Source organism: Actinomadura gamaensis (genome assembly GCF_042652125.1).
Classification (GTDB): domain Bacteria; phylum Actinomycetota; class Actinomycetes; order Streptosporangiales; family Streptosporangiaceae; genus Spirillospora; species Spirillospora gamaensis.
On the sequence record NZ_JBHSIT010000003.1, the window covers coordinates 294005 to 320292 of the forward strand.

21 protein-coding genes are annotated in these 26288 nt (G+C 72.2%); 15 read left to right on the forward strand and 6 right to left on the reverse strand.

Translation table 11 applies throughout. The annotated features are described in order from the left end of the window. Positions 1–305 precede the first annotated feature (305 nt). The 13 genes from ACFPCY_RS11770 to ACFPCY_RS11830 all read left to right on the forward strand — a co-directional run bounded on the left by ACFPCY_RS11770 (position 306) and on the right by ACFPCY_RS11830 (position 17463). The gene (locus ACFPCY_RS11770) at positions 306–794 is read left to right on the forward strand and encodes a vitamin K epoxide reductase family protein (protein ID WP_378254246.1); all 489 of its coding nucleotides are present in this window, start codon (positions 306–308) and stop codon (positions 792–794) included. 48 nt (positions 795–842) lie between these two features. Then, complete coding sequence (locus ACFPCY_RS11775) at positions 843–1604, forward strand: DsbA family protein (RefSeq protein ID WP_378254248.1); 762 nt, start codon at positions 843–845, stop codon at positions 1602–1604. A 260-nt stretch (positions 1605–1864) separates the two neighbouring features. Then, complete coding sequence (locus ACFPCY_RS11780; RefSeq protein WP_378254250.1) at positions 1865–2638, forward strand: DsbA family protein; 774 nt, start codon at positions 1865–1867, stop codon at positions 2636–2638. Positions 2639–2970: 332 nt separating this feature from the next. Then, positions 2971–4704 (forward strand): prolipoprotein diacylglyceryl transferase, encoded by a 1734-nt coding sequence (gene lgt / locus ACFPCY_RS11785; RefSeq protein WP_378254253.1) that lies wholly within the window; start codon positions 2971–2973, stop codon positions 4702–4704. A gap of 10 nt (positions 4705–4714) precedes the next feature. After that, entirely contained in the window at positions 4715–5443 is a 729-nt protein-coding gene (locus ACFPCY_RS11790; RefSeq protein ID WP_378254255.1) for a VIT1/CCC1 transporter family protein, read from the forward strand. A gap of 164 nt (positions 5444–5607) precedes the next feature. After that, positions 5608–6453, forward strand: coding sequence for a hypothetical protein (locus ACFPCY_RS11795; RefSeq protein WP_378254256.1), 846 nt, complete (start codon positions 5608–5610; stop codon positions 6451–6453). Beyond that, a complete protein-coding gene (locus ACFPCY_RS11800; RefSeq protein ID WP_378254257.1) occupies positions 6450–7826 on the forward strand; it encodes a hypothetical protein in 1377 nt (458 codons plus the stop codon). The genes ACFPCY_RS11795 and ACFPCY_RS11800 overlap by 4 nt, the downstream gene beginning before the upstream one ends. A 530-nt stretch (positions 7827–8356) precedes the next feature. Continuing rightward, entirely contained in the window at positions 8357–12925 is a 4569-nt protein-coding gene (gene gltB / locus ACFPCY_RS11805) for a glutamate synthase large subunit (RefSeq protein ID WP_378254258.1), read from the forward strand. A gap of 18 nt (positions 12926–12943) precedes the next feature. Then, positions 12944–14407 (forward strand): glutamate synthase subunit beta, encoded by a 1464-nt coding sequence (locus ACFPCY_RS11810; RefSeq protein ID WP_378254260.1) that lies wholly within the window; start codon positions 12944–12946, stop codon positions 14405–14407. 411 nt (positions 14408–14818) lie between these two features. Beyond that, the gene (locus ACFPCY_RS11815) at positions 14819–15928 is read left to right on the forward strand and encodes an alpha/beta hydrolase (protein ID WP_378254262.1); all 1110 of its coding nucleotides are present in this window, start codon (positions 14819–14821) and stop codon (positions 15926–15928) included. A 237-nt stretch (positions 15929–16165) separates the two neighbouring features. Next, positions 16166–16672, forward strand: a complete 507-nt coding sequence (locus ACFPCY_RS11820) for a mycothiol transferase (RefSeq protein ID WP_378254264.1) — start codon at positions 16166–16168, stop codon at positions 16670–16672. A 46-nt stretch (positions 16673–16718) separates the two neighbouring features. Beyond that, positions 16719–17081: a VOC family protein gene (locus ACFPCY_RS11825; RefSeq protein ID WP_378254266.1), complete on the forward strand. Its 363-nt coding sequence runs from the start codon at positions 16719–16721 to the stop codon at positions 17079–17081. Between the two features lie 31 nt (positions 17082–17112). Continuing rightward, positions 17113–17463, forward strand: a complete 351-nt coding sequence (locus ACFPCY_RS11830) for an MmcQ/YjbR family DNA-binding protein (RefSeq protein WP_378254268.1) — start codon at positions 17113–17115, stop codon at positions 17461–17463. A gap of 150 nt (positions 17464–17613) precedes the next feature. Here ACFPCY_RS11830 and ACFPCY_RS11835 read toward each other — a convergent pair whose 3' ends face one another. The 3 genes from ACFPCY_RS11835 to ACFPCY_RS11845 form a co-directional block, all read right to left on the reverse strand. Further along, positions 17614–18738: a YncE family protein gene (locus tag ACFPCY_RS11835; protein ID WP_378254269.1), complete on the reverse strand. Its 1125-nt coding sequence runs from the start codon at positions 18736–18738 to the stop codon at positions 17614–17616. 31 nt (positions 18739–18769) lie between these two features. Further along, a complete protein-coding gene (locus ACFPCY_RS11840) occupies positions 18770–20221 on the reverse strand; it encodes an alkaline phosphatase family protein (RefSeq protein ID WP_378254271.1) in 1452 nt (483 codons plus the stop codon). A 324-nt stretch (positions 20222–20545) separates the two neighbouring features. Further along, a complete protein-coding gene (locus ACFPCY_RS11845; RefSeq protein WP_378254273.1) occupies positions 20546–21280 on the reverse strand; it encodes a DUF6597 domain-containing transcriptional factor in 735 nt (244 codons plus the stop codon). A 76-nt stretch (positions 21281–21356) separates the two neighbouring features. On the opposite strand from ACFPCY_RS11845, the gene ACFPCY_RS11850 reads away from it, so the two are divergent. Together ACFPCY_RS11850 and pyk are read left to right on the forward strand one after the other, a co-directional pair. After that, on the forward strand, positions 21357–21911 hold the full coding sequence (locus tag ACFPCY_RS11850; protein ID WP_378254275.1) for a type 1 glutamine amidotransferase domain-containing protein: 555 nt from the start codon (positions 21357–21359) through the stop codon (positions 21909–21911). 179 nt (positions 21912–22090) lie between these two features. Beyond that, positions 22091–23524, forward strand: a complete 1434-nt coding sequence (pyk, locus tag ACFPCY_RS11855; RefSeq protein WP_378254276.1) for a pyruvate kinase — start codon at positions 22091–22093, stop codon at positions 23522–23524. Between the two features lie 36 nt (positions 23525–23560). On the opposite strand, the gene ACFPCY_RS11860 is transcribed toward pyk, so the two are convergent. From ACFPCY_RS11860 to ACFPCY_RS11870, 3 genes are all read right to left on the reverse strand, one after another. Then, positions 23561–24487 carry a tetratricopeptide repeat protein gene (locus ACFPCY_RS11860; RefSeq protein ID WP_378254278.1) on the reverse strand — a complete coding sequence of 309 codons (927 nt, stop codon included), beginning with the start codon at positions 24485–24487 and terminating at the stop codon, positions 23561–23563. Then, positions 24484–25704, reverse strand: coding sequence for an MFS transporter (locus tag ACFPCY_RS11865; RefSeq protein WP_378254279.1), 1221 nt, complete (start codon positions 25702–25704; stop codon positions 24484–24486). The genes ACFPCY_RS11860 and ACFPCY_RS11865 overlap by 4 nt, the downstream gene beginning before the upstream one ends. A gap of 121 nt (positions 25705–25825) precedes the next feature. Continuing rightward, complete coding sequence (locus ACFPCY_RS11870; RefSeq protein ID WP_378254281.1) at positions 25826–26038, reverse strand: hypothetical protein; 213 nt, start codon at positions 26036–26038, stop codon at positions 25826–25828. Positions 26039–26288: the final 250 nt, after the last annotated feature.

A 26288-nucleotide genomic window follows, 5' to 3' on the forward strand; every position in this document is an offset into this window, starting at 1 on the left:
GCGGTTCGTGTGGTGCCGGCTCTGAGGAGTCCGCTTCGCCGGTTCGTGCCGTCCGAAACGGGACGGTGCGGACCGGCGCGGCCGTTCACGGGGCTCCGGAAGCGCCGTCCACCTGGCAGGACGGCACGCTTAGCGCACATCGGCCGAACTCGTCGCCATGATCGGGAACTCCGCCCGGCGCCCCGCCGGTTCATGCTGATGAGTTCGGCCCCACTCCCGTAAGGTGTGTTCGCCCGCCGTGACCCGGTGCGGCGGGCGGCCCTGGACGGGCGGCCCCAGACGGGCGGTCGTGGAAGGATCATCCGATGACGCAAGAGACGGCGGCGCGCGCGGACGCCGCACCGGCACGGTCCGGCGGCGGGCGCTGGTTTCCGGCGCTGGCCTGGCCGCTGACGCTGGCCGGGCTCGCCATCTCGATCTACCTGACCTACACGCACTACCACGAGAAGGCGCTGATCTGCTCGGCGAACGCCACGGTCGACTGCCACGCGGTGACGACGAGCAAGTACTCCAAGCTGGTCGGCATTCCGCTGCCGCTGCTCGGGCTGCTGTTCTTCGTGGGCTTCGCGGTGCTGATCACGCCCTGGGCGCTGAACTCCTCGTCCCCGCTGTTCCGTTGGTCCCGGCTGGGGTCGGCCGCGCTCGGCGTGGTCTTCATCGTCTACCTGGTGACGGTCGAGCTCGCCGTGCTGGAGAAGATCTGCCTGTGGTGCACCGGGGTGCACATCATCACTATCCTGCTCTTCATCCTCGTCCTGGCCGACGAGTTCAGGCGGCTCGGCCAGGTCGACTAGCCCCCTGGAAGCCCGAAGAGCAGCACCTCCACCCCTAGGAGAACACCAATGAGCAAGGCCGCACGGGAGCGGTCGGCCCGGGAGCGCCTGGCCGAGGAGCGCAGGCGTCAGCAGGCGCGGAACAAGCAGGTCCGCCTGCTGGCCGCGGTGCTGGGAGCCGTGGTCGTGGTCGCCGTGGCCGTCGTGGTCACCGTCGTCGCCATGAACTCCGGCGGGGACGACAAGAAGGTCAGCGCGAACCTGTACAAGGGCGCGACCGCGCCGGTCCAGGTCGCCGCGGACGGCACCGTCACGATGGCGCAGCCCAACGCCAAGGGCCCCACGGTCGACCTCTACGAGGACTTCCAGTGCCCGATCTGCAAGGAGTTCGAGAAGGCCAGCGGCGACACGGTGAAGAAGCTCGCCGCCGACGGCAAGATCACGGTGAAGTACCACATCCTGTCGTTCGTGAACCCCGAGGGCTCGCCGCGCGCGGCCGTCGCGGGCTGGTGCGCCGCCGACGCGGGCAAGTTCCTCCAGTTCCACGACGTGGCCTACCAGAACCAGCCGGACGAGCGTAAGGCGCTCTCGATCGACACGCTGAAGAAGTTCGGCGCGACCGCCGGCGCCTCCGGGGACTACGACAAGTGCGTTTCTGACCAGAAGTACAAGACGCAGGTCAAGAAGAACAACGACGACGGTCTGAACACGCTCCAGCAGAAGTTCGGCGGCAAGGCGGGCACCCCGTCCATCCTGGTTAACGGCAAGCCGGTCGACCAGAACGCCATGTTCGACCCGACCGCCCTGCAGAAGGCCCTGCTGAGCGCCTGATCGACACCTGATCGTTCGCTCCGATCGTCCGGTTTGGATGTTCGGGCCGAGCTTTCTGGATCGATTGTTCGGTCGAGCTTTCGGTTGAGTGTTCGGCGCACCGGCCGGTCACCTCGCGCACGCCCAGCGTCCGAGGTGACCGGCCGTCCGCATTCGCCCCGCCGGTTTCCCTCCCGGTTCCGCCGTGATGACGGCAAGTCACTCTGTGTGACGCTACGCTCTCCAAGCGTCAGCGCAAGGAGAAGCCGATCGGGGGATCGATGAGCAAGACCGACAGCACGCGGACGGCGCGCGAGCGGCTCGCGGCGGAGCGGGCGGCGCAGGCCGTCAGGGCCCGGCGGGCCAGGCTGCTCGCCATCGTGGCGGGAGTCCTGGCCGCGGCGGTGGCCGTCGCCGTCGTGGTGATCGTCGTGGCGCGGCAGAAGGACGACGAGGGGCGCAGCGTGAAGACCGAGGCCGTGTCCTACAGCGGGCCGTCCGCACCCGTCGCCCGGCACGCCGACGGGTCGGTCACGATGGGGAGGACGAAGGTGTCCAAGCCCGTCCTGGAGCTGTTCGAGGACTTCCAGTGTCCGGCGTGCAAGGCGCTGGAGACGTCCCTCGGCGGCACGATGCGCAAGCTCGCCGCCGACGGCAGGCTCAAGCTCGTGTACCGGCCGTTCCACCTGTTCCAGCAGGAACCGCTGAGCGGCAACTCCGAGCGCGGCGCGAACGCGGCCCTGTGCGTCCCGGCCGACAAGTGGCTCTCCTACCACGACACCCTCTACAAGGCGCAGCCGGCGGAGGGCACGAAGGGCTTCTCCCCGGACGAACTTGTGATGTGGGGCCGCCAGCTCGGCGTCACCGACCCGAAGTTCGAGCCGTGCGTCCGCGGCATGCAGAAGAAGGCGCAGGTAGCCCGGATGACCACCTACGCCCTCGTCAACCGGCGCGTCCAGGGCACGCCCACGATGTTCCTCGACGGCAAGCAGCTCACCACCGTGAACAGCGCGGAGTCCCTGACGAAGGCCGTCGACCAGGCCGCGGCCAAGTAACCCCGAGAAGCCCGCGAACGACACCCGGCACACCGCCACCAAGCCGACTAGAAGTCGCCCGGCAGGCACCCGCAGAAGCGAGCGAACGCACCGGGTCGCGGTCATGCAGACGCACAGGCGTCCGACATGTAAGTGGGCGTGTGGCGTTGTTGGGCGGCTGTAGAGGCGCGGGGTGGTAGGTGGTCGGCGGTCGCCCAGGGGGTTCGGACGGCGGTGGAGGAGGGGGCTGCCGCCGCCGTCCGGCATCCGATCCGTCCGGAAGATTCGGCGATCGGGTGTTCGGCGTGGGACGTGCGTCCCCGTACCCTCCGGACGCGGTAACGTCAACGCTCATGCAGCCGGTGGCCTTCCTTCCGAGTCCCTCCCAGGGCGTCTGGCACCTCGGGCCGATCCCGATCCGCGCCTACGCCCTCATGATCATCCTTGGCATCGTCATCGCCGTCTGGCTCGGCGAACGCCGCTGGGCGGCCAAGGGCGGCCAGCCCGGGACGGTGATCGACGTGGCGGTGTGGGCCGTCCCGTTCGGCCTGGTCGGCGGGCGGCTCTACCACGTGATCACCGACTACCAGCGCTACTTCGGGGACGGCAAGGACCCGGTCAACGCGCTGAAGGTCTGGGAGGGCGGCCTCGGCATCTGGGGCGCGGTCGTGCTCGGCGCGGTCGGCGCGATCATCGGATGCCGCCGCCGGGGCATCTCGGTGCTCGCGCTCGGCGACGCCATCGCGCCCGGCATCGCCCTCGCCCAGGCGATCGGCCGCTGGGGCAACTGGTGGAACCAGGAGCTCTACGGCCGCCCCCTGCACACGTTCTGGGCGCTGAAGATCGACCAGGCGCACCGGCCGCGCACCGCGGACGGCACGCTCGACCCGAAGTACGCCGACGTCGCGACCTACCACCCGACGTTCCTGTACGAGTCGATCTGGTGCGTCGGCGTCGCCGTCCTGGTGATCTGGGCGGGCCGCCGGTACAACCTCACGCACGGCCGCTCCTTCGCGCTCTACATCGCCGCCTACACGGCCGGACGCTTCTGGATCGAGGCGCTGCGCATCGACGACGCCCACCACGTCGCCGGACTCCGGCTGAACGACTGGACGTCGATCGTCGTCTTCCTCGGCGCGGTCGGCTACCTGTACTGGGCGCGCACCAAGACCGGCCCGGAGGCGGTCGGACGTCCCGTCCCGGCCGTCCCCGACGACGCCGCGACCGCCACGGACGCCGAGCCGTCCGAGCCCGACGCCGAGCCCACGCGCGCCGACTTGTCCGAGCCCGACGCTAAGCCCACGCCCGCCGAGCCGTCCGAGACCGACGCCGAGCCCGCGCGTGTCGATGAGTCCGAGGCCGACGCCCAGCCCGCGCGTGTCGATGAGTCCGAGGCCGACGCCGAGCCCGCGCACGTCGAGGCGCCGGAGACTGACGCCGAGGTCGCTGGCGCCGAGACGTCCGAGACTGACGCGGAACCCACGCACGTTGAGTCGCCCGAGCGCACGCGTGTCGAGGCGGCCGACAGCGGCGCCGAGGCCACGCACGTCGAGGCGGCTGAGCCGAACGCTGAAACCGGGCACGCCGTGGCGCCGGAGACCGGTGCTGAAGCCACGCACGTCGAGGCGCCCGGGCCGGACGCAGAGGCCGCGCGCGCCGAGGCGACCGAAAACGACGCCGAGGACGCGCGCGTCGAGCCGTCCGAACCCAGTGTTGAGGACGTGCGGGGCGAGGAGCCGACGTCGCCCCAGAAGCCGGAGAATGCGGCTCAGGAGGCCTCTGAGGCGCGTCTCGCGTCCGCCGAAGGCAAGGAGGAGCCCGCCACAGAGAAGGACGTGGACAGGGTCCCTGAGGCCGCCTCCGAGGGGCAGCCGAAGTCTTCGTCCGACGTGTCCGAAACTCGCCGCGAGACCGACGCCGAGGACGCGGCCGAGCCCGCCGCCGACCCGGACGACTCCAAGCCCGAGCCCAAGCCCGAGCCCAAGCCCGAGCCCAAGCCCAAGCCCGAGGCCGAGGCCGAGGCCGAGGACGGCGCGGACGACGAGGCCGGGACGGGCAAGGGCGAACCTGTCCGGGACGCCAAGTAAGGTCGCACGCGTGGGGGGAGTGACGACCGAGGAGACCGGCGCGGTGGCGGAGCATCACCACCAGCACCGGGACGTGACGGGCGGCTGGCTGCGGCCCGCGGTGTTCGGCGCGATGGACGGCCTGGTCTCGAACTTCGCGCTGATCGCCGGGGTCGCGGGCGGCAGCGCGTCGCAGCACGTGGTGCTGCTGGCGGGGCTCGCCGGGCTGGCCGCCGGGGCGTTCTCGATGGCGGCGGGGGAGTACATCTCGGTCGCCTCGCAGTCGGAGCTGGCGCAGGCGGAGATCGAGATCGAGCGGCTGGAGCTGGCCCGGCATCCGGCGGCCGAGGAGCGGGAGCTCGCGGCCGTGTTCGAGGGACGCGGCGTGGATCCTGCCACGGCCGCCGAGGTGGCGCGGCAGCTGTCGCGCAACCCGGAGGACGCCCTGGAGGTGCACGCCCGCGAGGAGCTGGGCGTCGCGCCGGGCGACCTGCCGTCCCCGCTGGTCGCGGCCGGGTCGTCGTTCGTGTCGTTCGCGGTCGGGGCCGTCCTGCCGGTGCTGCCGTACCTGCTGGGCGCGCAGAACCTGTGGCCCGCCGCGATCCTGTCGGCGCTGGGCCTGTTCGGCGCGGGAGCGCTGGTGGCCCGGGTGACGACGCGGTCGTGGTGGTTCAGCGGCCTGCGGCAGCTCGTGTTCGGCGGGGCCGCCGCCGCGATCACCTTCGGCGTCGGCGCGCTGATCGGCCAGACCGGAATCTGACCGCCCCGGCCCGGAATCTGACCGCCCCGGTCCGGACGGGTGACCGTCCTCGTTCGCACGGTGGCCGCTCTGGCTCGGACGGTGACCGTGCCGGACCGGTGCGTAGCGACCGGAAACGCCCTTTTGTGCGCGCGTGGGCGGCTGGAACGATAGGCTCCCGCACTGTGATCGAGGCTCGTGACACAGGCGCATCCCCGGGATCCGACCCGTCCGGCGGCCCGACCGGCACCAAGACCGGCGGGCGCGACTTCTGGCCGGCGGACTCCGGCGCGGACGGCAAGGCACCGAAGGGGCTGAACCCGAAGATCCTCATCGGCGGCGCGGTCGCCCTGGTCGTGGTGGTCGCGGCCGTCGTGGGCGTCGTGGTCATGTCCGGCGGGGACGGGAAGTCGGGCGGGGCCGCGGCCAAGAGCGAGCAGCTGCTCCCGACCGCGTTCACGCCGTGGGCGCCCGAGAAGGAGATGGCGAAGATCGCCGACCGGCAGGCGGACGCGCGGCCGATCACCGAGGGCGAGGTGTTCCCCTCGGACGTCAAGACGGTCGCGTACAAGAGCTACTCGTTCACGCTGGCCGGAACGAACCTCGCCAACGACTGCAAGCAGGCGACCTGGGGCCAGCGGCTCCAGAGCGACCTGGCCCAGCACCAGTGCACGCAGATCGCGCGCGGCGCGTACGTCAGCCAGGACAAGCGGCACGTCGGCCAGTTCGCGGTGCTGAACATGGGCAGCCAGGACGGCGCGCAGCAGATCGTCCGCGATCTCGACCCGGCGACCAACACCGGCTTCCTCCTCGCCCTGAACCCGGACGGCGCGCCCGCGTTCCACAGCGGCTTCAGCGCGGCCTACGCGCACACCTACGGCCACTTCGTGATCGTCTCCTGGGTCCAGCGGGCGGGCGGCGCGCAGCCGGCCAACCTGGCCGAGCTGGTCGACCTCAGCCTCGCCGTCGAGAAGCCCGCCGACTTCGTCTGGGGCCGTCTGGAGATGGCCGGGGACAACGCCAAACGATGAACCGCCCCGCCACCCGCTCCCGCGGCGGCCGAGGCGCCCGTCGCGGCAACGAGGCGCGCTCCCAGCCCCCGCCTCCGCGCCGTCCCGCTCCTTCCGAGGGCCCGGCGCAGGCCCCTCACTACGCCTCAGGCCCTGATCAGGACGCCCACCAGGCCACCGCCGCGTCCCCCGAGCCTGCGCAGGACGCTCGCTACGACGTCGACGCCCGCAACGACAGCGGGTACGACGCCGCCACCGAGAGCGTTCGCTACAGCACCGGGCAGCCGATCGGCGGCTACGGCCATCCCGCGCAAAGCGTCTCCCACGAGGCCGCCCAGTACGACGCCGACGCGTACGCAGCGCTGGGCCAGGACGCCCGCTTCGGTGCCGATCAGCGCAACGGCGGCTCGTACGCCGAGCCCGCGCAGAGTGCTGGGGACCCGTCCAACCGCAAAGTCGGACGGGAAGCCCGCTATGGGGCCGAGAAGCGTCGTAGCGGCGCGTACGGCGAGGCTGGGCGAAATACGCGCTCGCGTCATGATGGCGGTCCGTCTGATGAGCGCGCCCAGGGCGGGCGGCGTCCGGACGACCGGCGCGGACGAGGCGGGAACTCGGGCGAGGATCGGGCGGGGCGGCCCAGGGCGAAACGGAAGCTGTCGGCGCGGGCGTATTTCGGGTGGGCCGCCGGGTTGGCGGTCCTGCTCGTGGTGGGGCTTGCGGCGCTGCTGGTCGGGACGCACGACACCCGTGCGAAGGGACGATCGAGCGACGCAGGGGCCGGGCAGGCGGCGGCCAACGGCGTGACGCCCTCGACGTACTCCAGTTCGCCGTCCGCCCGCGCGTACGCGGGGATCGAGAAGCGGACGAGTGACGCGGCGCCGCTGACGCAGGCAGAAGCGTTCCCCGCGGACGCGGCCACGATCGAGGTGTCCCAGAAGATCAAGCTCACGCTGCGGGGCAAGGAGCTCGGTGGCGACTGCACGGCGGCGGTGTGGGGCGCGGACACCGCGAAGGCCCTGCGCCGCGCGGGCTGCACGCAGACGGCGCGGACCCTCTACGCCGACACGACACATGGCTACGCGCTGTCGGTGACGGTGTTCAACCTGGTGGACGCGTCGTCCGCCAACGCCGTGGTGGACGCGCTGGGACAGGGCCGCGGCGGCGGTTTCGTCAAGCCGCTGCCCTCGGACGGTCCGCTGGCGACGTTCGGCCAGAACGGCTACGGCGCGGCACGCGGCGTGGCAATGGGCCACTTCGCCGTCGTGGCATGGGCCCAGCGCCTCGCGGGCAGCGGTGACGCCGCGAGCGCCGCCAAGGACGAGACCCTCCTGTCGATCCTCATCGAGGGTCAAAAGGCTCCGGCCCCCCTGAACCGCGCCGCCCGCACCCACTGATCCCGTCGTCCGCTCACGATCGACGCCTCGCCCGCACCACCCGCCTCGCCGGCACCATGCGCCTCGCCGGCACCACCGCCTTGCCGGCACCACCGCCTCACCGGCACCACTCGCCTCGCTGGCACCACTCGCCTCGCCGGCACCATCCGCATCAGCGCCCCCACGTGTCCTTGGGGACCGGGCCGCGGGCACGGATTCAGGGGCGGTTCGGGCGCCGTGGCGGTCTGGGGGCTCGGGGAGCGGGGATCGGACGGCAGGATGGGGCGGTTTTCTAAACGTGGCGGGGCGGTGACGATGATCACCCCAGGTCAGGGCGTTTTGGTGGGCGTGGCGGCGGCTAGGGTGGTCTAAACCACGCGGAGATCATGCGAGATCGACGAAGATCATCGGACCCGGACACGTTTCGCGATCCAGGCGACTCGGGCATGATCCCGGCAGTGATGTAATGTCTTCTCACCGCAGCAGGGCCAACGCCGTCCCGTGCCTGCACTGACATCCCAGCCAGTGACACGACGACGACGGGAGGGTTGATGGCCGCTGCTGCCCTCACACCGGGCCTGCCCCAGAACCAGGGTCTGTACGACCCGGCGAACGAGCACGACGCGTGCGGCGTCGGCATGGTGGCCGACCTGCACGGTCGCAAGAGCCACGACATCGTGAGCAACGCCCTGACCGTCCTGCGCAACCTCGACCACCGGGGCGCGGTGGGCGCGGAGCCGGACGACGGCGACGGCGTGGGCATCCTCGTCCAGATCCCGGACGCCTTCTTCCGCGAGGTCTGCGAGTTCGCGCTGCCCGAGGCCGGCGCCTATGCGGCGGGCCTGGCGTTCCTCCCGACGGACGCCGAGGAGCGCGCCGCCGCGGTCGAGCGGATCGAGACGCTGTGCGTCGAGGAGGGGCTGACCGTCCTCGGCTGGCGCGTCCTGCCGCACGACGCGTCCCACTGCGGCCCGGCCGCGCGCAAGGTCATGCCGTACTTCGCGCAGCTGTTCCTGACGGCCGCCGCGCACGGCCCGCACGCGGGCAAGACCGGCCTGGAGCTCGACCGCGTCGTGTTCTGCATGCGCGAGCGCGCCGAGCAGGACACGAATGTCTACTTCCCGAGCCTGTCCAGCCGGACGATCGTCTACAAGGGCATGCTCACCACCCCGCAGCTCGAGCCGTTCTTCCCCGACCTGTCGGACGAGCGGTTCGCCTCGGGCATCGCGCTGGTGCACAGCCGCTTCTCGACCAACACCTTCCCGGCGTGGGAGCTGGCGCACCCGTACCGGTTCATCGCGCACAACGGCGAGATCAACACGGTCAAGGGGAACCGGAACTGGATGCGCGCCCGCGAGGCGCTGCTGAAGTCCGACCTGATCCCCGGCGACCTGTCCCGGATCTACCCGGTGATCGACATCGAGGCGTCCGACACCGCGTCCTTCGACGAGTGCCTGGAGCTGCTGCACCTGGGCGGACGCAGCCTGCCGCACGCGGTGCTGATGATGATCCCCGAGGCGTGGGAGAACCACACCGAGATGGACCCGGCGCGCCGCGCCTTCTACGAGTTCCACTCGACCCTGATGGAGGCGTGGGACGGCCCGGCGTCGGTGACGTTCACCGACGGCACGGTCGTCGGCGCGGTCCTGGACCGCAACGGCCTGCGTCCCGGCCGCTACTGGGTGACCGACGAGGGCTTCGTCGTCCTGGCGTCCGAGGCGGGCGTGCTGGACATCCCGTCGGACCGGGTCGTCCGCAAGGGCCGGCTCCAGCCGGGCAAGATCTTCCTGGTCGACACCGAGGCCGGCCGGATCATCGAGGACGACGAGGTCAAGGCCGAGCTCGCCGCGCAGCACCCGTACGGGGAGTGGCTGCACGAGGGCCTGGTCCGGTTCGAGGAGCTGCCGCGCCGCGAGCGCGAGATCCCGACCCACGAGACGCTCGTGAAGCGCCAGCAGACCTTCGGGTACACCGGCGAGGAGCTGAAGGTCATCCTCTCGCCGATGGCGCGGACCGGCGCCGAGCCGATCGGCTCCATGGGCACCGACACCCCGATCGCCGTGCTGTCGGAGCGCCCGCGGCTGCTGTTCGACTACTTCAAGCAGCTGTTCGCGCAGGTCACCAACCCGCCGCTGGACGCCATCCGCGAGGAGCTGGTGACCAGCCTCCAGTCCACGCTCGGCCCGGAGGCGAACCTGCTGGAGCCCGGCCCGGACTCGTGCCGCCGGCTGGTGCTGCCGACCCCGATCCTGGACAACGACGAGCTGTCCAAGATCATCCACATCAACGACGAGGGCTCGCTGCCCCACCTGAACGCCTACGTCGTGCACGGCCTGTACGACGTGCACGGGGGCGGCGAGGCGCTCCAGGCGCGGCTCGAGGAGATCTGCGCCGAGGTGTCGCGCGCGATCCAGGGCGGCGCGCGGATCATCGTGCTGTCCGACCGGGGCAGCGACTCGGCCCGCGCGGCGATCCCGTCGCTGCTGCTCACCGGGGCCGTCCACCACCACCTGATCCGGGAGAAGACCCGGACGCGGGTCGGCCTGGTGGTCGAGACCGCCGAGGCCCGCGAGTGCCATCACATGGCGCTGCTCATCGGGTACGGCGCGTCCGCGGTGAACCCCTACCTCGCGCAGGAGACCGTCGAGGACCTGGTACGCACCGGCGTCATCCAGGGCGTGGACGAGGCCTTCGACGAGCAGCAGGCCGTCCGCAACCTGGTGAAGGCGTACGGCAAGGGCGTCCTGAAGATCATGTCGAAGATGGGCGTGTCCACGGTCGCGTCCTACACCGGCGCGCAGATCTTCGAGGCGATCGGCCTCGGCGCCGAGGTCGTGGACCGGGCGTTCACCGGCACCACGTCCCGGCTCGGCGGCGTCGGCTTCGACGTGCTCGCGGCCGAGGTCGCGCAGCGGCACGCCCGCGCCTACCCGGCCGGCGGCAACGAGCCCGCGCACCGGACGCTCGAGGTCGGCGGCGAGTACCAGTGGCGGCGCGAGGGCGAGCCGCACCTGTTCAACCCCGAGACCGTGTTCAAGCTCCAGCACGCCACCCGCACCCGGCGCTACGAGATCTTCAAGGAGTACACCTCCAGGATCGACGAGCAGGCCGAGAAGCTGATGACGCTGCGCGGGCTGTTCCGGCTGAAGGAGGGCGCGCGCCCGCCGGTGCCGATCGACGAGGTCGAGCCCGTCGCCGACATCGTCAAGCGGTTCTCCACCGGCGCGATGTCCTACGGGTCGATCTCGGCCGAGGCGCACGAGACCCTCGCGATCGCGATGAACCGGCTCGGCGCCAAGTCCAACACCGGCGAGGGCGGCGAGGACCCCGAGCGGTTCCTCCCGGCCCCCAACGGCGACCTGCGGCGCAGCGCCATCAAGCAGGTCGCGTCCGGACGGTTCGGCGTCACCAGCGAGTACCTGACCAACGCCGACGACATCCAGATCAAGATGGCGCAGGGCGCCAAGCCGGGCGAGGGCGGCCAGCTGCCCGGCCACAAGGTCTACCCGTGGATCGCCAAGACCCGGCACTCCACCCCCGGCGTCGGCCTCATCTCGCCGCCGCCGCACCACGACATCTACTCGATCGAGGACCTCGCGCAGCTCATCCACGACCTGAAGAACGCGAACCCGGCCGCCCGGGTCCACGTCAAGCTGGTCGCGGAGGTCGGCGTCGGGACGGTCGCGGCGGGCGTGTCCAAGGCGCACGCCGACGTCGTGCTGATCTCCGGCCACGACGGCGGCACCGGCGCGTCCCCGCTGACCTCGCTGAAGCACGCGGGCGCGCCCTGGGAGCTCGGCCTCGCCGAGACCCAGCAGACGCTGCTGCTGAACGGCCTGCGCGACCGGATCGTCGTGCAGACCGACGGCCAGCTCAAGACCGGCCGCGACGTCGTCATCGCCGCGCTGCTCGGCGCGGAGGAGTTCGGCTTCGCGACCGCGCCGCTCGTGGTGTCCGGCTGCGTGATGATGCGCGTCTGCCACCTCGACACCTGCCCGGTCGGCGTCGCCACCCAGAACCCCGTGCTGCGGGAGCGGTTCACCGGCGAGCCCGAGTTCGTCGTCAACTTCTTCGAGTTCATCGCCGAGGAGGTCCGCGAGTACCTGGCCGCGCTCGGCTTCCGCTCGCTGGACGAGGCGATCGGGCACGTCGAGATGATCGACGCCCGGGACGCGGTCGAGCACTGGAAGGCGTCCGGGCTGGACCTGGCCCCGATCCTGCACGCGCCCGAGCTGCCGGACGGCGCGTCCCTGCGCCGCACGACCGTCCAGGACCACGGGCTCGACAAGGCCCTGGACAACACGCTGATCCAGCTCGCCGAGGGCGCGATCGCGTTCGGCGACAAGGTGACGCTGGAGCTGCCGATCCGCAACGTGAACCGGACCGTCGGCACCATGCTCGGCCACGCCGTCACCAGCAAGTGGGGCGGCGCGGGCCTGGCCGACGACACGATCGACGTGACGTTCACCGGCTCGGCGGGCAACTCGTTCGGCGCGTTCGTGCCGCGCGGGATCACGCTGCGCCTGGTGGGCGACGCCAACGACTACGTCGGCAAGGGCCTGTCCGGCGGGCGGATCATCCTGCGTCCCCCGGCGGACGCGCCGTTCGAACCGGCCGAGCAGATCATCGGCGGCAACGTCATCCTGTACGGCGCGACCTCGGGCGAGCTGTTCGCGCGGGGCGTCGTCGGGGAGCGGTTCTGCGTCCGCAACTCCGGCGCGACGGCCGTCGTCGAGGGCGTCGGCGACCACGCGCTGGAGTACATGACCGGCGGACGGGCGATCATCCTCGGCCGCACCGGGCGCAACCTCGCGGCGGGCATGTCCGGCGGCGTCGCCTACGTGCTCGACCTGGTGCCCGAGCGGGTCAACCCCGAGATGGTCGACCTGGAGGCGCTCACCGCGCAGGACGCCGAGTACGTCCGCGACCTGGTCGAACGGCACCACGCCGAGACCGGCTCCCGCACCGCGGCGGCGCTGCTCGCCGACTGGGAGGCCGCCGCCGACCGGTTCACCAAGATCATGCCGCGGGACTACCGGCGGGTCCTGGACGCGGCCGAGGCCGCCCGGGCCGAGGGCCGCGACGTCGACGAGGCCATCATGGCCGCCGCGCAGAGCTGAGAGGGGGATCTTCCGAACATGGCTGACCCGAAGGGTTTCCTGACCGCGGGACGGGAGCTCCCGCCGCGCCGCCCGGTCGACGTCCGCATCCGGTCCTGGTCCGAGGTGTACGAGGAGTTCGCCCGGCCCAAGGTCGAGCGGCAGGCGAGCCGCTGCATGGACTGCGGCATCCCGTTCTGCCACCAGGGCTGCCCGCTCGGCAACCTCATCCCCGAGTGGAACGACCTGGTCTACCGGGGCGACTGGCACGAGGCCATCGAGCGGCTGCACGCCACCAACAACTTCCCCGAGTTCACCGGCCGGCTCTGCCCGGCCCCGTGCGAGAGCGCCTGCGTCCTCGGCATCAACCAGGACCCGGTGACGATCAAGCGGGTCGAGGTCGAGATCATCGACCGGGCGTGGGACGAGGGCTGGGTCCGGCCCCGGCCCCCGGCCGTCCGGACGGGGAAGAAGGTCGCGGTCGTCGGCTCCGGCCCCGCCGGGCTCGCCGCCGCGCAGCAGCTCACCCGCGCCGGGCACGACGTGACCGTCTACGAGCGCGCCGACCGCGTCGGCGGCCTGCTCCGCTACGGCATCCCCGAGTTCAAGATGGAGAAGCGGCACCTCGACCGGCGCGTGGAGCAGATGCGCGCCGAGGGCACGACCTTCCGGACCTCGGTGAACGTCGGCGTGGACGTCACCGGCGACGAGCTGCGCGAGCGGCACGACGCCGTGCTCCTCGCCGGCGGCGCGACCGCGTGGCGGGACCTGCCCGTCCCCGGCCGCGACCTCCACGGCGTCTACCAGGCGATGGAGTACCTGCCCCCGGCGAACCGGGTGCAGGAGGGCGACTTCGCCGAGTCGCCGATCTCCGCCGAGGGCAAGGACGTCGTCGTCATCGGCGGCGGCGACACCGGCGCGGACTGCGTCGGCACCGCCATCCGGCAGGGCGCGGCGTCGGTCACCCAGCTGGAGATCATGCCGATGCCGCCGGACACCCGGCCCGGCCACCAGCCCTGGCCGACCTACCCGATGCTGTTCAAGATGGAGAGCGCGCACGAGGAGCTGCGCGACCTCGGCGGCAAGCGGCTCTACGCGATCAACACCGTCGAGTTCCTCGGCGACGAGGACGGGAACCTGCGGGCGCTGAAGGTCGTCGGCGTCGAGGGCCCGGAGACCGGGTTCAAGCCGATCCCCGGCACCGAGCGGGAGATCCCCGCGCAGCTGGTCACCCTCGCGATGGGCTTCCTCGGCCCGGAGCGGGACGGGCTGCTCGCGCAGCTCGGCGTGGAGCTCGACCAGCGCGGCAACGTCAAGCGCGACGCCGACTACGCCACCAGCGTGGACGACGTCTTCGTCGCGGGCGACATGGGCCGCGGCCAGTCCCTGATCGTCTGGGCGATCGCCGAGGGTCGCGCCGCCGCGCACGGCGTCGACAAGTTCCTCGCCGGCCGCACCGTCCTGCCCTACCCGATCCCTCCCACCGCCCGCCCGCTCACCTGATCGGTCGGCCGGTCCGTGCGCTCGCTCGGCCGGTTGGCCGGGTGAGTCGTCCGGTTGGCTGAGTAAACCTCGGGGGCCGTCCGGGGGAGTGCTGGACGGTCTCTGAGTGCTCGCTGAACATGCTCTGACAACGCGAAACGCCGCGTCCCAGGGGATTCCCGAGGGGCGCGGCGTTCGCGTCCGGGGCCGCCGGAAACGCGTTGTCCAAGGTTAGCGGCAGGTGAAAAAGCGGATATCGCGCATCCGGCCGGACTTCTTTACGGTTTCCCTGGCTTATAGTTGATCAGTCGTCCGGAGTGTCAACGCCCTGATGCCAACGCTTGGCCCTGGCGTAGCCTTCTCTTGGGGCGTCGGCTTGAAGCGAACCGCGGACCCCGTCGTGGGCCCGCGACACGGGGGTTTGCGCGAACGATGGGTCCACATGGCACGGTCACGTTGCTGCTGGCGGTGTTCCTGGCCGTCTCGGCCTTCGCCGGCTGCATGGCCGTCTGGAACAGGATCCCGGGGCCCGGGGTGCTCCGGCACGCCGGCCGCGCCGGCATGATCCTCTGCTGCCAGGTCACCGCGCTCGCGCTGGTCGGGCTGCTGATCAACAACGCGCGCGGGTTCTACGGCACCTGGGCGGAGGTGTCGGCCGACTTCTTCGGCACCAGCTTCGACGACGGCGGCGGCATGCAGAGCACCGTCGGCGGCGGCGGGGGCGGCGGCGGGAAGGGCGTCGGCCCGGTCGGCCGCGGCCCGCTCACGCAGAAGCACTTCAAGGTCGACTCCGGACGCAAGAGCATGGAGGCCAAGTTCACGGGTCCGGCCTCGCACGTCACCGGACGCGTCGTGATCTACCTCCCCCCGGATTACAAGAAGGACGCGAACGCCACCTACCCGGTCGTCCAGCTGTTCGGCGGCACTCCCGGCGAGCCCACCACCTGGTACGGCGACCTCAACGTCGGCAACCAGCTCGACCGCATGATCAAGGACCGCAAGGTCAAGCCGTTCATCCTGGTCTCGGCGTCGATCAACGTCGCGGGCGGCAAGCCGAACGAGTGCACCGACATCCCCGGCCAGGTGCCCGTCGCGACCTGGCTCACCAAGGACGTCCGCGACTTCATGTACCAGAACTTCCGCGTCAAGACAGACGCGGCGTCCTGGGCCACCATGGGGTATTCCGAGGGCGCGTACTGCGCCGTCAAGTTCCCCCTCCAGCACCCGAACCTCTACCGGACGGGCGTCGGCATCGCCGGGACGTACGAGTCCACCAACCCCGCGATCGCGCACAACCCGAAGCTGCTGAAGTCGAACGCGCCGTACGAGCTGCTCGCCAAGGCCCCGGCGGTGCGGCTGCTCCTGACCACCGGCGGCAAGGACCCCGAGGCCCCGCCCGCCGAGATCGACAAGTTCTCCGGCCACGTCCGGCCGCCGACCACGGCCACCAAGTACACCACCAGGCTCGGCGAACACGGCACCGTGGTGTGGCGCAACATGCTCCCCTTCATCTTCGGCTGGCTGAACAAGCAGGTCTCCTGACTCCTCTCCCGGCTCGGGCGCCCCTTGTGCGACGGCCCGGATTCGGATAATTTCCGGGCGCCCGTCCCGTCCGCGGGACCGAGGGCCCGGCCATCCACCGCTGGGATGGCCGGGCCCACCCCCCGTCCACATCCGACCGCGTCCCTCGCCGCCGCGTCGCCGGCCTTCCCGCGGCGCGACGGCGCTCCGGGACGCCTTGCGCCCGAATGTCGGAGGGGCGGACTAGAGTCGCGGGGCATGAACGTCAACGAGGTGTTCGGCGAACTGTTCGGCCGTATCCCGCCGCTCGTCCGCGAGGCCGTGGCGGGGCTCGACCCGGCGCTGCTGGCGACGCCGCCCGAGCCCGGCGCGAACACGATCGGCTGGCTCGTGTGGCACCTGACCCGCGTGCAGGACGCCCACGTCGCCGAGATCCTGGACGGCCCGCAGCTCTGGCTGAGCGACGGTTTCGCCGACCGGTTCGACCTGCCCGCCGACCCGGGCTACACGGGCTACGGGCACACGCCGGAGCAGGTCACCGAGGTGCGTCCCACCGCCGACCTGCTCGTGGAGTACCACGAGGCCGTGCACGCCCGCACCGGGAAGCTCCTCGCCGGGCTCACGCCCGAGGCCCTCGACCGGATCGTGGACGACCGCTGGGATCCGCCCGTCACGCTCGGCGTCCGGCTCGTCAGCGTCGCCGACGACAGCCTCCAGCACGTCGGGCAGGCGGCGTACGTGCGCGGCGTCCTGCGCCGCCGCTGACGTCCGCCCCCTCGAACGCCCCCCTGACAGAACAGAGGAACAGCCGGTGAGCGTGGAATTCCTCGGCCTGCGGACCGTGATCTACCCGGCGCCCGACCTGGCCGCCGCCAAGGCGTGGTGGAGCGGCGTGCTCGGCTTCGAGCCCTACTTCGACCAGCCCTTCTACGTCGGCTACGAGGTCGGCGGCTACGAGCTCGCGCTCGACCCGGACGGCGACCCGGAGGACGGCCCGATCGTCTACTGGGGCGTCGAGGACGCGGCCGGCGCCGAGGCGCGGCTCCTCGCGGCGGGCGGCACGTCCCACACGGCGTGCCACGAGGTCGGCGGCGGGATCGAGGTCGCGGTCGTCCGCAGCCCGACCGGCGAGCTGGTCGGCGTGATCCGCAACCCGCACTTCAAGCTGCCGTGACGCTTCCGGACGCCGGGCAAGGACGGTCACCGTGAAACCCGACGAGATCACCGCGCACTGCCTCGGCCTCGCGGGCGTCGCCGAGGACCACCCCTTCGGCGACCAGCCCGCGGTCTACCGCGTCGGCGGGAAGATCTTCGCGCTGCTCGCCGAGACCGCCGACCCGCCGCGCGTCAGCCTGAAACTGCCGCCGGACGAGGTCGCCGCGCTCCGCGCCGAGTACCCGGACACCGTCCTGCCCGGCTACCACCTCAACAAGCGGCACTGGGTCACCGTGCTGCTGGAGGGCGACCTCGACGCGGACATGATCCGCGAGCTGGTCGGCGAAGCCTACGACGTGGTCGTCGCCACCCTCCCCCGCCGCCTACGCCCCGTCCCCTGACCGCACGCCCCACTCCCGTCGGCGCCGGCCCGCCCGCGCGCCCGCCCCGAGCCACCCCGCTCGGGGTGAGGCCGGTCGGCGTGTCGTGGGGGCTTGGGGGACGGCCCGTGCCTCGGGGGCGAGGGGCACGAGCCGTCCGGTGGGGGCGGGTCAGGGGGTCGGGGCGAAGGCGATGGACTGGGGGGCGGCGTTGATCGGCTTGGTTCCGGTGCCGCCGACGATCGTCGTGGTCACCCGGTCGGACGCGGTGTCGATCACCGAGACGCCGCCGGAGAACACGTTGCCGACCCAGGCCTCCTTGCCGTCCGGCGTGATCGCGACCGGCGCGGGCAGCTTCCCGGCCCTGACCTGCCCGGTGACCTTCCGGGATCGCAGGTCGAGGACGGCGACCGAGCCGGCGTTCATCCGCGCCACGTACGCCTTGCGGCCGTCCGGCGTGACCGCCACGCCCCACGGCTGGTCCGGTGTGGAGACCTTCGCCCGGACCTTCCCGGACGCGGCGTCCAGCAGCCAGGTGTCGCCGGCGCGAGGGTTGGTGACGAGCAGCGTCCGGCCGTCCGGGGTGACGGCGACGCCCTGCGCGCCGCCCGGGTCGGCGATCTTGCGGACGACCTTCCCCGTCCCGGTGTCCACGACGCCGACGCCGCCCGCGTAGGTCACGTACGCGCGGTGGCCGTCGCGGGAGAAGGCGATCTGGTGCGGCGCGGTCCCGACCTTGATCGTCTGGGTGACCCGGTCGGCGGCGGTGTCGATGACCTTGACCTCGTCCGAGCCGCCCGCGCCGGTGTCACCGCCGGTGACCGCCGCGTAGACCGCGCGCCCGTCCGGCGTGACCGCCACCGCCTGCGGGTACGGCCCCACGAAGATCTTCTTCGCGGCGCCGGACGACGCGTCCACGGCGGCCACGTCGTACTGGCCGGTGTCGGCGACGTACACCTTCCGGCCGTCCGGCGTCACGGCCACGCCGCGCGCCGCGTCCGTCCTGATCCTCGTCGCGACGATCGTGTGCGTCGCGACGTCCACCTGCGCGATCCGGCCCTGCGAGGACAGCGCGACGAACGCCTGCGTCGCCCCGGCCCGGGCCTTGACCTGGCCCTGCGCGCCGGGCGCGGGCGTCCAGGCGTCCGGGTTCGCCGCGGCGTTCGGCGGGCGCGGCGGCGGGGTCGTCGTCCCGCCCGTCAGGCCGAGCGCGCCCGCCGTCGGCCACGCCGCGGCCGCCGCGACGGCCAGCGCTCCCACCGCGAGCCCCGCCCGCCGGGTGATCTTGACCGGCATCTCCTGCCTCCTTCGCTGTCGTCCGGCGGGTTCAGTGCCGCGGCCGCGGGCGCGACCCGTGCCGCTGGTGCGGCGGGCTCTGCGTCCCGCCGGGGAAGGTCGGCGCGGGCAGGTGCGCGATCTCGTCCACGGCCCGGCGCAGCTCCTTCTTGGTGTCGGGCAGCTTCGGCGGACGCCGGCCCGGCGCCACCCCGAGCGCCGACGTCAGGTCCCCGAACGCCTTGCGCCGCCACGATGTCAGGTTCGGCGCCCGGACGCCCGTCAGCCGCTCCAGCAGCCGCAGCGTCGAGGTGTGGTCGAACGGCTCGGACGCCACCCAGCCGCCCTGCGTCCACGGCGAGACCAGCAGGCACGGCACCCGGAACCCGCCGCCGACCGGCTGCCCGCCGACGAACTCGCCCTTCGTCCCGGCCGGGGGAGTGGGCGGCGGGACGTGGTCGAACAGCCCGTCGTTCTCGTCGTAGTTCAGGATGAACAGCGTCTTCTGCCAGACCTCCGGGTTGGACGCGATCGCGTCGATCTGGCTCGCGACGAAGTCCGCGCCCGCCGCCGGGGTGTAGTCCGGATGCTCCGACTGGTAGCTCGTCGGGATGATCCACGAGACCGTCGGCAGCCGGTCGTGCTTCGCGTCGTAGGCGAACTGCCCGGCGTCGTAGGTGCGCAGGCCGTTCTTGTAGAGCGGGGAGCTCTCCGGCGCGTCCTGGAACGCCTTGAAGTACTCCAGCACGTTGCAGCCGTAGTTGTCGGTCTGCTGGTACACCTTCCACGAGACGCCGTGGTGCGTCAGCGCCTCCGGATAGGTCTTCCACGTGTAGGGCGCCGGGTCCACGTTCGAGATCACCGGGCCGCCGTGCCCGCCGTCCGCGTCGATCGACGCCGACATCAGGTACAGCCGGTTCGGCCAGGTCGGGCCCAGCACCGAGCAGTGGTACCGGTCGCACACCGTGAACTGCTCCGCCAGCGCCCAGTGGAACGGGATGTCCTCGCGCGTGTAGTAGCCCATCACGTACGGGTAGTTCGCCCCGTCCGCGTTCGCGGCCGAATGCGCGATCAGCCACCGGTCCATCTTCCCGCCGTTCCACGAGTCGTGCTGAACCTGCCACGCGTGGCTCGTGGACGGGATCGCCTGCGCGCTCGTCTTCCGCGAATCCAGGTGGAACGGCAGCAGGTGCCCGGCGGGATTGTTCGGGTCCGGCTGGTAGAACACCGGCTTGCCGTCCGGCAGTCTCGGCGCGTGCGGATCCGAGAATCCCCGGACGCCCGGCATCACCCCGAAGTAGTGGTCGAAGCTCCGGTTCTCCTGCATGAGGATCACCACGTGCTCGATGTCGCGCAGCGTGCCGTTGCGCGGCGGCCCGGCGGTCTCGGCCATCGCCCGGCGGACGTTGGGCGGCAGCACCTCGGCCGCGAACGCGGCGGCCGCGACCGCGCCCGCCGAGCCCAGCAGGCGGCGACGGGTCAGGGACGGCTCCATGTCCGGCATTCCGGCTCCCGTCTCTCTCCGATCGTGGAAATGCCGGAACGAACCTCCCGCATCATCGGTAACGCGCGTAACCGGGTCTGGTGAACGTCTCTCTAACCCGGCCCCCAAAGATCATCAGCTGTGGTAGAAAAGCGCAGCTCACGCCCTTGTCCGGAACGGTCCAGAAAAGCGGCCGATACCGGACGTAAACCCCATAGGTCCCTCGCGCGACGGCAACCCCGCGCGTACACGCCGCCCGCCGCGTCGCGTGAGCCCCCGCGGTGCGTGCTGCGCGCCGTGCTGCGCGGTGTGCTGCGCGGTGTGCTGCGCGCCGTGCGGCCGCGGTTAGCTGGAGGGGGTCAGGAGGGCGCTCAGGGGGACGCCCGCCAGCTCCCGCACCTCGTGCGACATGTGGGGCTGGTCCGCGTATCCGGCGGCAAGGGCGACCTCGGCGAGCGGTCTGCCCGCACGCGCCTCGCGCAGCGCCCGCTGGAACCGCAGGACGCGCTGCAGCACCTTCGGGCCGTAGCCGAACGACGCCAGCGCCCGCCGCCGCAACTGCCGCTCGCCCAGGCCGACCGCGTCCGCGACGTCCCGTACGGACGCCCCTGACGCCAGCCCCGCCACGACCGGCTGGACGATCGGGTCCACCGGCTCGGCCGCGCGGACCCGCTCCGCCACCGCTGCGATCAGCGCATCCGCCTGCCGGGCGGCCGGAGAAGGCTCTGGGACGGCTTCGGCGAGCGTTTCGGCCAGGCGGACGGCGGAGGCGCCCCAGAGGTCGCCGAGGGGGACACGGGCGTCGCGGAGAGCGTCCGCCGGGACGCCGAGGGCGGGAACGGCGCGTCCAGGGGCGAAACGGACCCCCACCAGGGTCGTGCCGGGAGCCAGGGGAGTGGGCATCGGGCCGGTGTCCGGGCCCGCCACCATCAGCTCGGCGTCCGGAGACCACCAGATCAGATCGACGCAGCCGTCCGGCACCACCCGCTGGACGAGGCGTCCCGCGCTCGCCGGAACCGTCTGGACCCACGCGCAGGCCAGGCCCGGCGCGGCGGGCGCGGCCAGCTCCCGGTATCCCACTTCGCGCCCCCTGAATAACCCGCCCCGGCCAGGGCAGGGGCTCCAAAGGTAACCAACCCGAACATAGGAGGACATCATGGCCACGGGCCTGAAGGGCAGGACGATCGCGTTCCTCGTGGCGCCCGAGGGCGTCGAGCAGGTCGAGCTCACCGAACCCTGGAAGGCCGTGGAGCAGGCCGGGGGCACCCCGCGCCTCGTCTCCACCGAGTCCGGCCGCATCCAGGCGTTCAACCACCTCGACAAGGCCGACACGTTCGCGGTCGACACCACCGTGGACGTCTCCGGTCCGGACGAGTTCGACGGCCTCGTCCTGCCGGGCGGCGTCGCGAACCCCGACTTCCTGCGCACCGTCCCGAAGGCCGTCGCCTTCGCCCGCGGGTTCTTCGACGCGGGCAAGCCCGTCGCGGCGATCTGCCACGCGCCCTGGACGCTCATCGAGGCCGACGTCGTGCGCGGCCGGACGCTCACGTCCTGGCCGAGCCTGCGCACCGACCTGACCAACGCCGGCGCCACCTGGGTGGACGAGGAGGTCCACGTCTGCGACGCGGGCCCGACGCGGCTGGTCACCAGCCGCAAGCCGGACGACCTGAAGGCGTTCTGCCAGGCCGCCGTCGAGGCGCTCGGCCACTGACCGTCGAAGCGTCCGATCACTGATCGCCGAAGCGCTCGGCCACTGACCGGACGACGGCCGCGACGAGGGGGCCGAACCGGGTGGTCCAGACCATTGGGCTGGACCACTCGATGAACCTTCGAGGTCGATGAGCTGCCCAAATACCGATACCGGCAGGTAACTCGATACCGTTGTGCTACGTGACCCGTCGAGCGAAGATCATCAGCACCATCGGCCCCGCCGTCTCCAGTCCGGAGCGGATCGACGCCCTCGTCGAGGCCGGCGTCGACGTCGCCAGGCTCAACATGAGCCACGGCGAGCACGCCGTCCACGAGGAGGTGTACCACCGCATCCGCGCCGCCGCCGAACGCCACGGCCGCGCGGTCGGCGTCCTCGCCGACCTGCAGGGCCCCAAGATCCGCATCGGCCGCTTCCCCGACGGCCCGGTCCGGCTCACGCTCGGCGACACCTTCGTCATCACCACCGAGGACGTCCCCGGCACCCGCCGCGAGGTGTCCACCACCTACCAGGGCCTCCCCGGCGACGTCTCGCCCGGCGACACCGTCCTCATCGACGACGGCCGCGTCGCCCTCCGCGTCACCGCCGTGGACGGCCCCCGCGTCACCACCGAGGTCACCGTCGGCGGCATGGTCTCCGACAACAAGGGCCTCAACCTCCCCGGCGTCCCCGTCAGCGTCCCCGCCCTCACCGAGAAGGACGAGCGCGACCTGCGCTGGGCCCTGCGCCTCGGCGTCGACATGGTCGCCCTGTCCTTCGTCCGCACCCCCGAGGACGCGGAGACCTGCTACAAGATCATGGACGAGGAGGGCATCCGCGTCCCGCTGATCGGCAAGATCGAGAAGCCGCAGGCCGTCCGGAACCTCAAGGAGATCGTCGCCGCCTTCGACGGCATCATGGTCGCCCGCGGCGACCTCGGCGTCGAGCTGCCCCTCGAAGAGGTCCCCATCGTCCAGAAGCGCGCCATCGAGCTCTGCCGCGACAAGGCCCGCCCGGTCATCGTCGCCACCCAGATGCTCGAATCCATGATCAGCGCCCCCCGGCCCACCCGCGCCGAGACCAGCGACGTCGCCAACGCCGTCTTCGAGGGCGCCGACGCCGTGATGCTGTCCGGCGAGACCAGCGTCGGCCAGTACCCCATCGAGGCCGTCCGCACCATGAGCCGCATCGTGCAGACCGCCGAGCAGGCCAGCCTGGAGGCCACCCACACCCTCGACCGCATGCCCGAGACCGTCGGCGGCGCCATCGCCCGCGCCGCCGCCGAGGTCGGCGCGATCGTCGACGCCAAGGCCCTGGTCGCCTTCACCATGTCCGGCGAGACCGCCCGCCGCCTGTCCCGCTACCGCTCCCCGATCCCCCTGCTCGCCTTCACCTCCGTCCCCGCCGTCCGGGGCCGCCTCGCCCACGTCTGGGGCGTGGAGACCTACATCGTCCCGTTCGCCGACCACACCGACGAGATGGTCCGCCAGGTCGAGCAGGGCCTGCTCGAGTCCGGCCGCTGCCAGAAGGGCGACCGCGTCGTCATCGTCGCCGGCTCCCCGCCCGGCACCCCCGGCTCCACCAACGCCCTGCGCGTCCACCGCATCGGCGACGCCATCGCCCACCTCAACGACTGACGCCCGCACGTTGCCGGTTCGGAGGGCGGCGTCCGGTCAACCGGGGGACGCCCCGCCTGTCGCGGCGAGACCGCCGCGACAGGCCGCCAGCGCCGGATGCCCGGCCTCCACCGCCGGCTCCAACACCCGCACCCCCCAGCCGTACAGCCGCGCCGCCTCCGCCGCCCGGCCCCCCTCCTCGCACAGCAGCGCCAGGTTGTGCAGCACCACCCCCAGATCGGGATGATCCGCCCCGCACACCCTGACCCGCACCGCCAGCGCCTCCCGGTACAGGGCCTCCGCGCCGTCCAGATCGCCGCGGCTGTGCAGCAGCGCCGCCAGACCGCACCGCGTCACCGCCGCCTCCGGCTCGTTCCCCGCCCGGTCGAACGCGCCGAGCGCCGCGCGGAACAGCGCCTCGGCCTCCGCGTCCTCACCCAGCGCGTCGAGGATCGCCGCCAGCGCCGCCCGGTCGGCCGCGACGTCCGGATGGTCCTCGCCCCGCGCCCGCACCCGCAGCTCCACCGAACGCCGCGCGTACCCCGCCGCCCGCGCGTAGTCGCCCCGCGCGTGCTCCAGCCCGCCGAGGTTGTGGCACAGGCCCGCGAGATCCGCCGGGTCCGGGTCGTCCGCCCGCTCCAGCGCCGCCAGCGCCCGCCGGTACAGCGCCTCCGCCTCGTCGAAACGGCCCGCGTACTTGAACAGGACGGCCAGCTCGTTCAGCAGGTACGCGGTCTCCGGCGCGTCCCGGCCCAACCCGTCCTCCGCTACCGCGATCCCGCGCCGCAGCAACCCCTCCGCCTCCGCGTACCGGCCCTGCAGCCGCGCGACCAGCCCCAGACCGTGCAGCGCGTCCGCGCGCTGCGTGTCCGACAGCCCCGCCATGTCCAGGACGTCCCGGTACACGGCCCCCGCCGCGTCCAGCTCGCCTTCCGCCTCCAGCGCCCGACCGTGATCGAGCAGCTCCTCGACGCGTCCGCTCACACCGCACCACTCCCGTCCGGCGCCGCCCGGTCCGAACCGGTCGGCGGCAACCTCGCGATCCATCCCGCGCCCAGCGCCGCCATCAGCAACGACGCACCGCACACCAGCAGGAACGTCCCCGGCGCGCCCGCCGCGAACATCCCCCCGCACAGCACCGGCCCGACCACGAACCCGACCGTGTACGCCAGCGCCGCCAGCCCGTTGTACCGACCCCGCAACGCCACCGGAGCCATCTCGTTCACCAGCGGAGCCACCGTCGCCGACAGGAACGCCTCACCCACCGCGAACACCGCCATCGCCACCCCGAACCCGCCGGTCCCCGCCCCGGACCTCCCCGCCGCCAACGCCACCCCCCACGCCGCCGCCCAGCACAGACCCACCGCCGCCATGCCGCTCGTCCGCCGCCGTCCCGCCATCAACCGCAGCACCGGGAACTGCACCACGAGCACCGCCGCGCAGTTCACCGCGTACACCACCCCCAACCCCGCCGCCGACACCCCGCCCACCCGCGTCGCATACGCCGGAAACGCCGCATGGAACTGCGCCGCGCCGAACACCACCACGAGCGCCAACCACACCCAGACCCAGCGGAACGCCCGATCACCCAGAACGCGCCGCATCCCCGGATCCGCCCGGTCCCGCTCGTCCGGACGCCGCCGCCGTCCCAGCCCCCGACACGACAGCAACACCGGGACGAACGCCAGAAACGTCAACGCGTCGAGCAGGTACAGCCGCGCGAAACCGGCCGGCGACGAGAACGACACCACGAGCCCCGACCCCGCCGCGCCCAGCGCCAACCCCACGTTCATCGTCGCGTGCCGCACCGCGAACACCCCCGAGCGCCGCGACGGATCCACAAGCCCCGCCAGCAACGTGTCCTGCGCGGGCCACACCACCCCCACTCCCAGACCCAGCACCCCGCACGCCACGAGCGCCGTCCCCACCGAACGAACCCCCGCCAGCGCCGCCGACCCGGCCGCCGCCACCGCCAACCCCGCGACCAGCGCGCTCCGCGCCCCCGCCCGATCCGACAGCCACCCGCCCACCGGATTCCCCACCAGCCCCGACGCCGCCTCCGACGACACCGCCAACCCCGCCCAACCCACCCCGAGCCCCCGCACGGTGTGCAGGTACACGATCAGGAAAGGCAGCGTCAGTCCGCTGCCCGCCGCCGATATCGCGTCTCCCGCCAGCACCGTCCACACCGTCCGCGGCAACGCCGGAACCCACCCGGAGACCCGAAGGGCCGAACGAACGCGGGCTCCGCGCCGAACCACCGGAAACCCCATCGCCGACCCCTCGACTCACACCGGCGCCCACGAAGGACGCCGTGGACACCTACCGCACGTGCCCGACCAGGCGCTCGTTGTGGTTGAGCGAGATGCCGCGCTTGGCGGGCCGCTCGTTGTGGTTGAGCGAGATGCCGCGCTTGACCGGCCGCTCGTTGTGGTTGAGCGAGATGCCGCGCTTGACCGGCCGCTCGTTGTGGTTGACGGAGACGCCCCGCCGCGCCACTGACTCGTTGTGATTCGTTGAGATGCCGCGTGCCATCGCCCTGGCCTCCTCTTCGAAAGAACCGAACGCCTGCGGGCCGCGAGGGCCCGTAGCCGCTTCACCCCCTCCGTTCCACCTCCTCCGTTTCACCCCTTCCGTGGCCCGCCGCCTCGGTGGTCCCCGGGCGGCGGGCCAGTCGTTCACTTTTCAAGGACTACGCCCCAGCATCGTCCGCCGCCCGATGGGGGAGGAGAGGCGAACGACCCCGTCTCGCGTCACAGGTCCCGAACCGCACTGAAGACGCAAA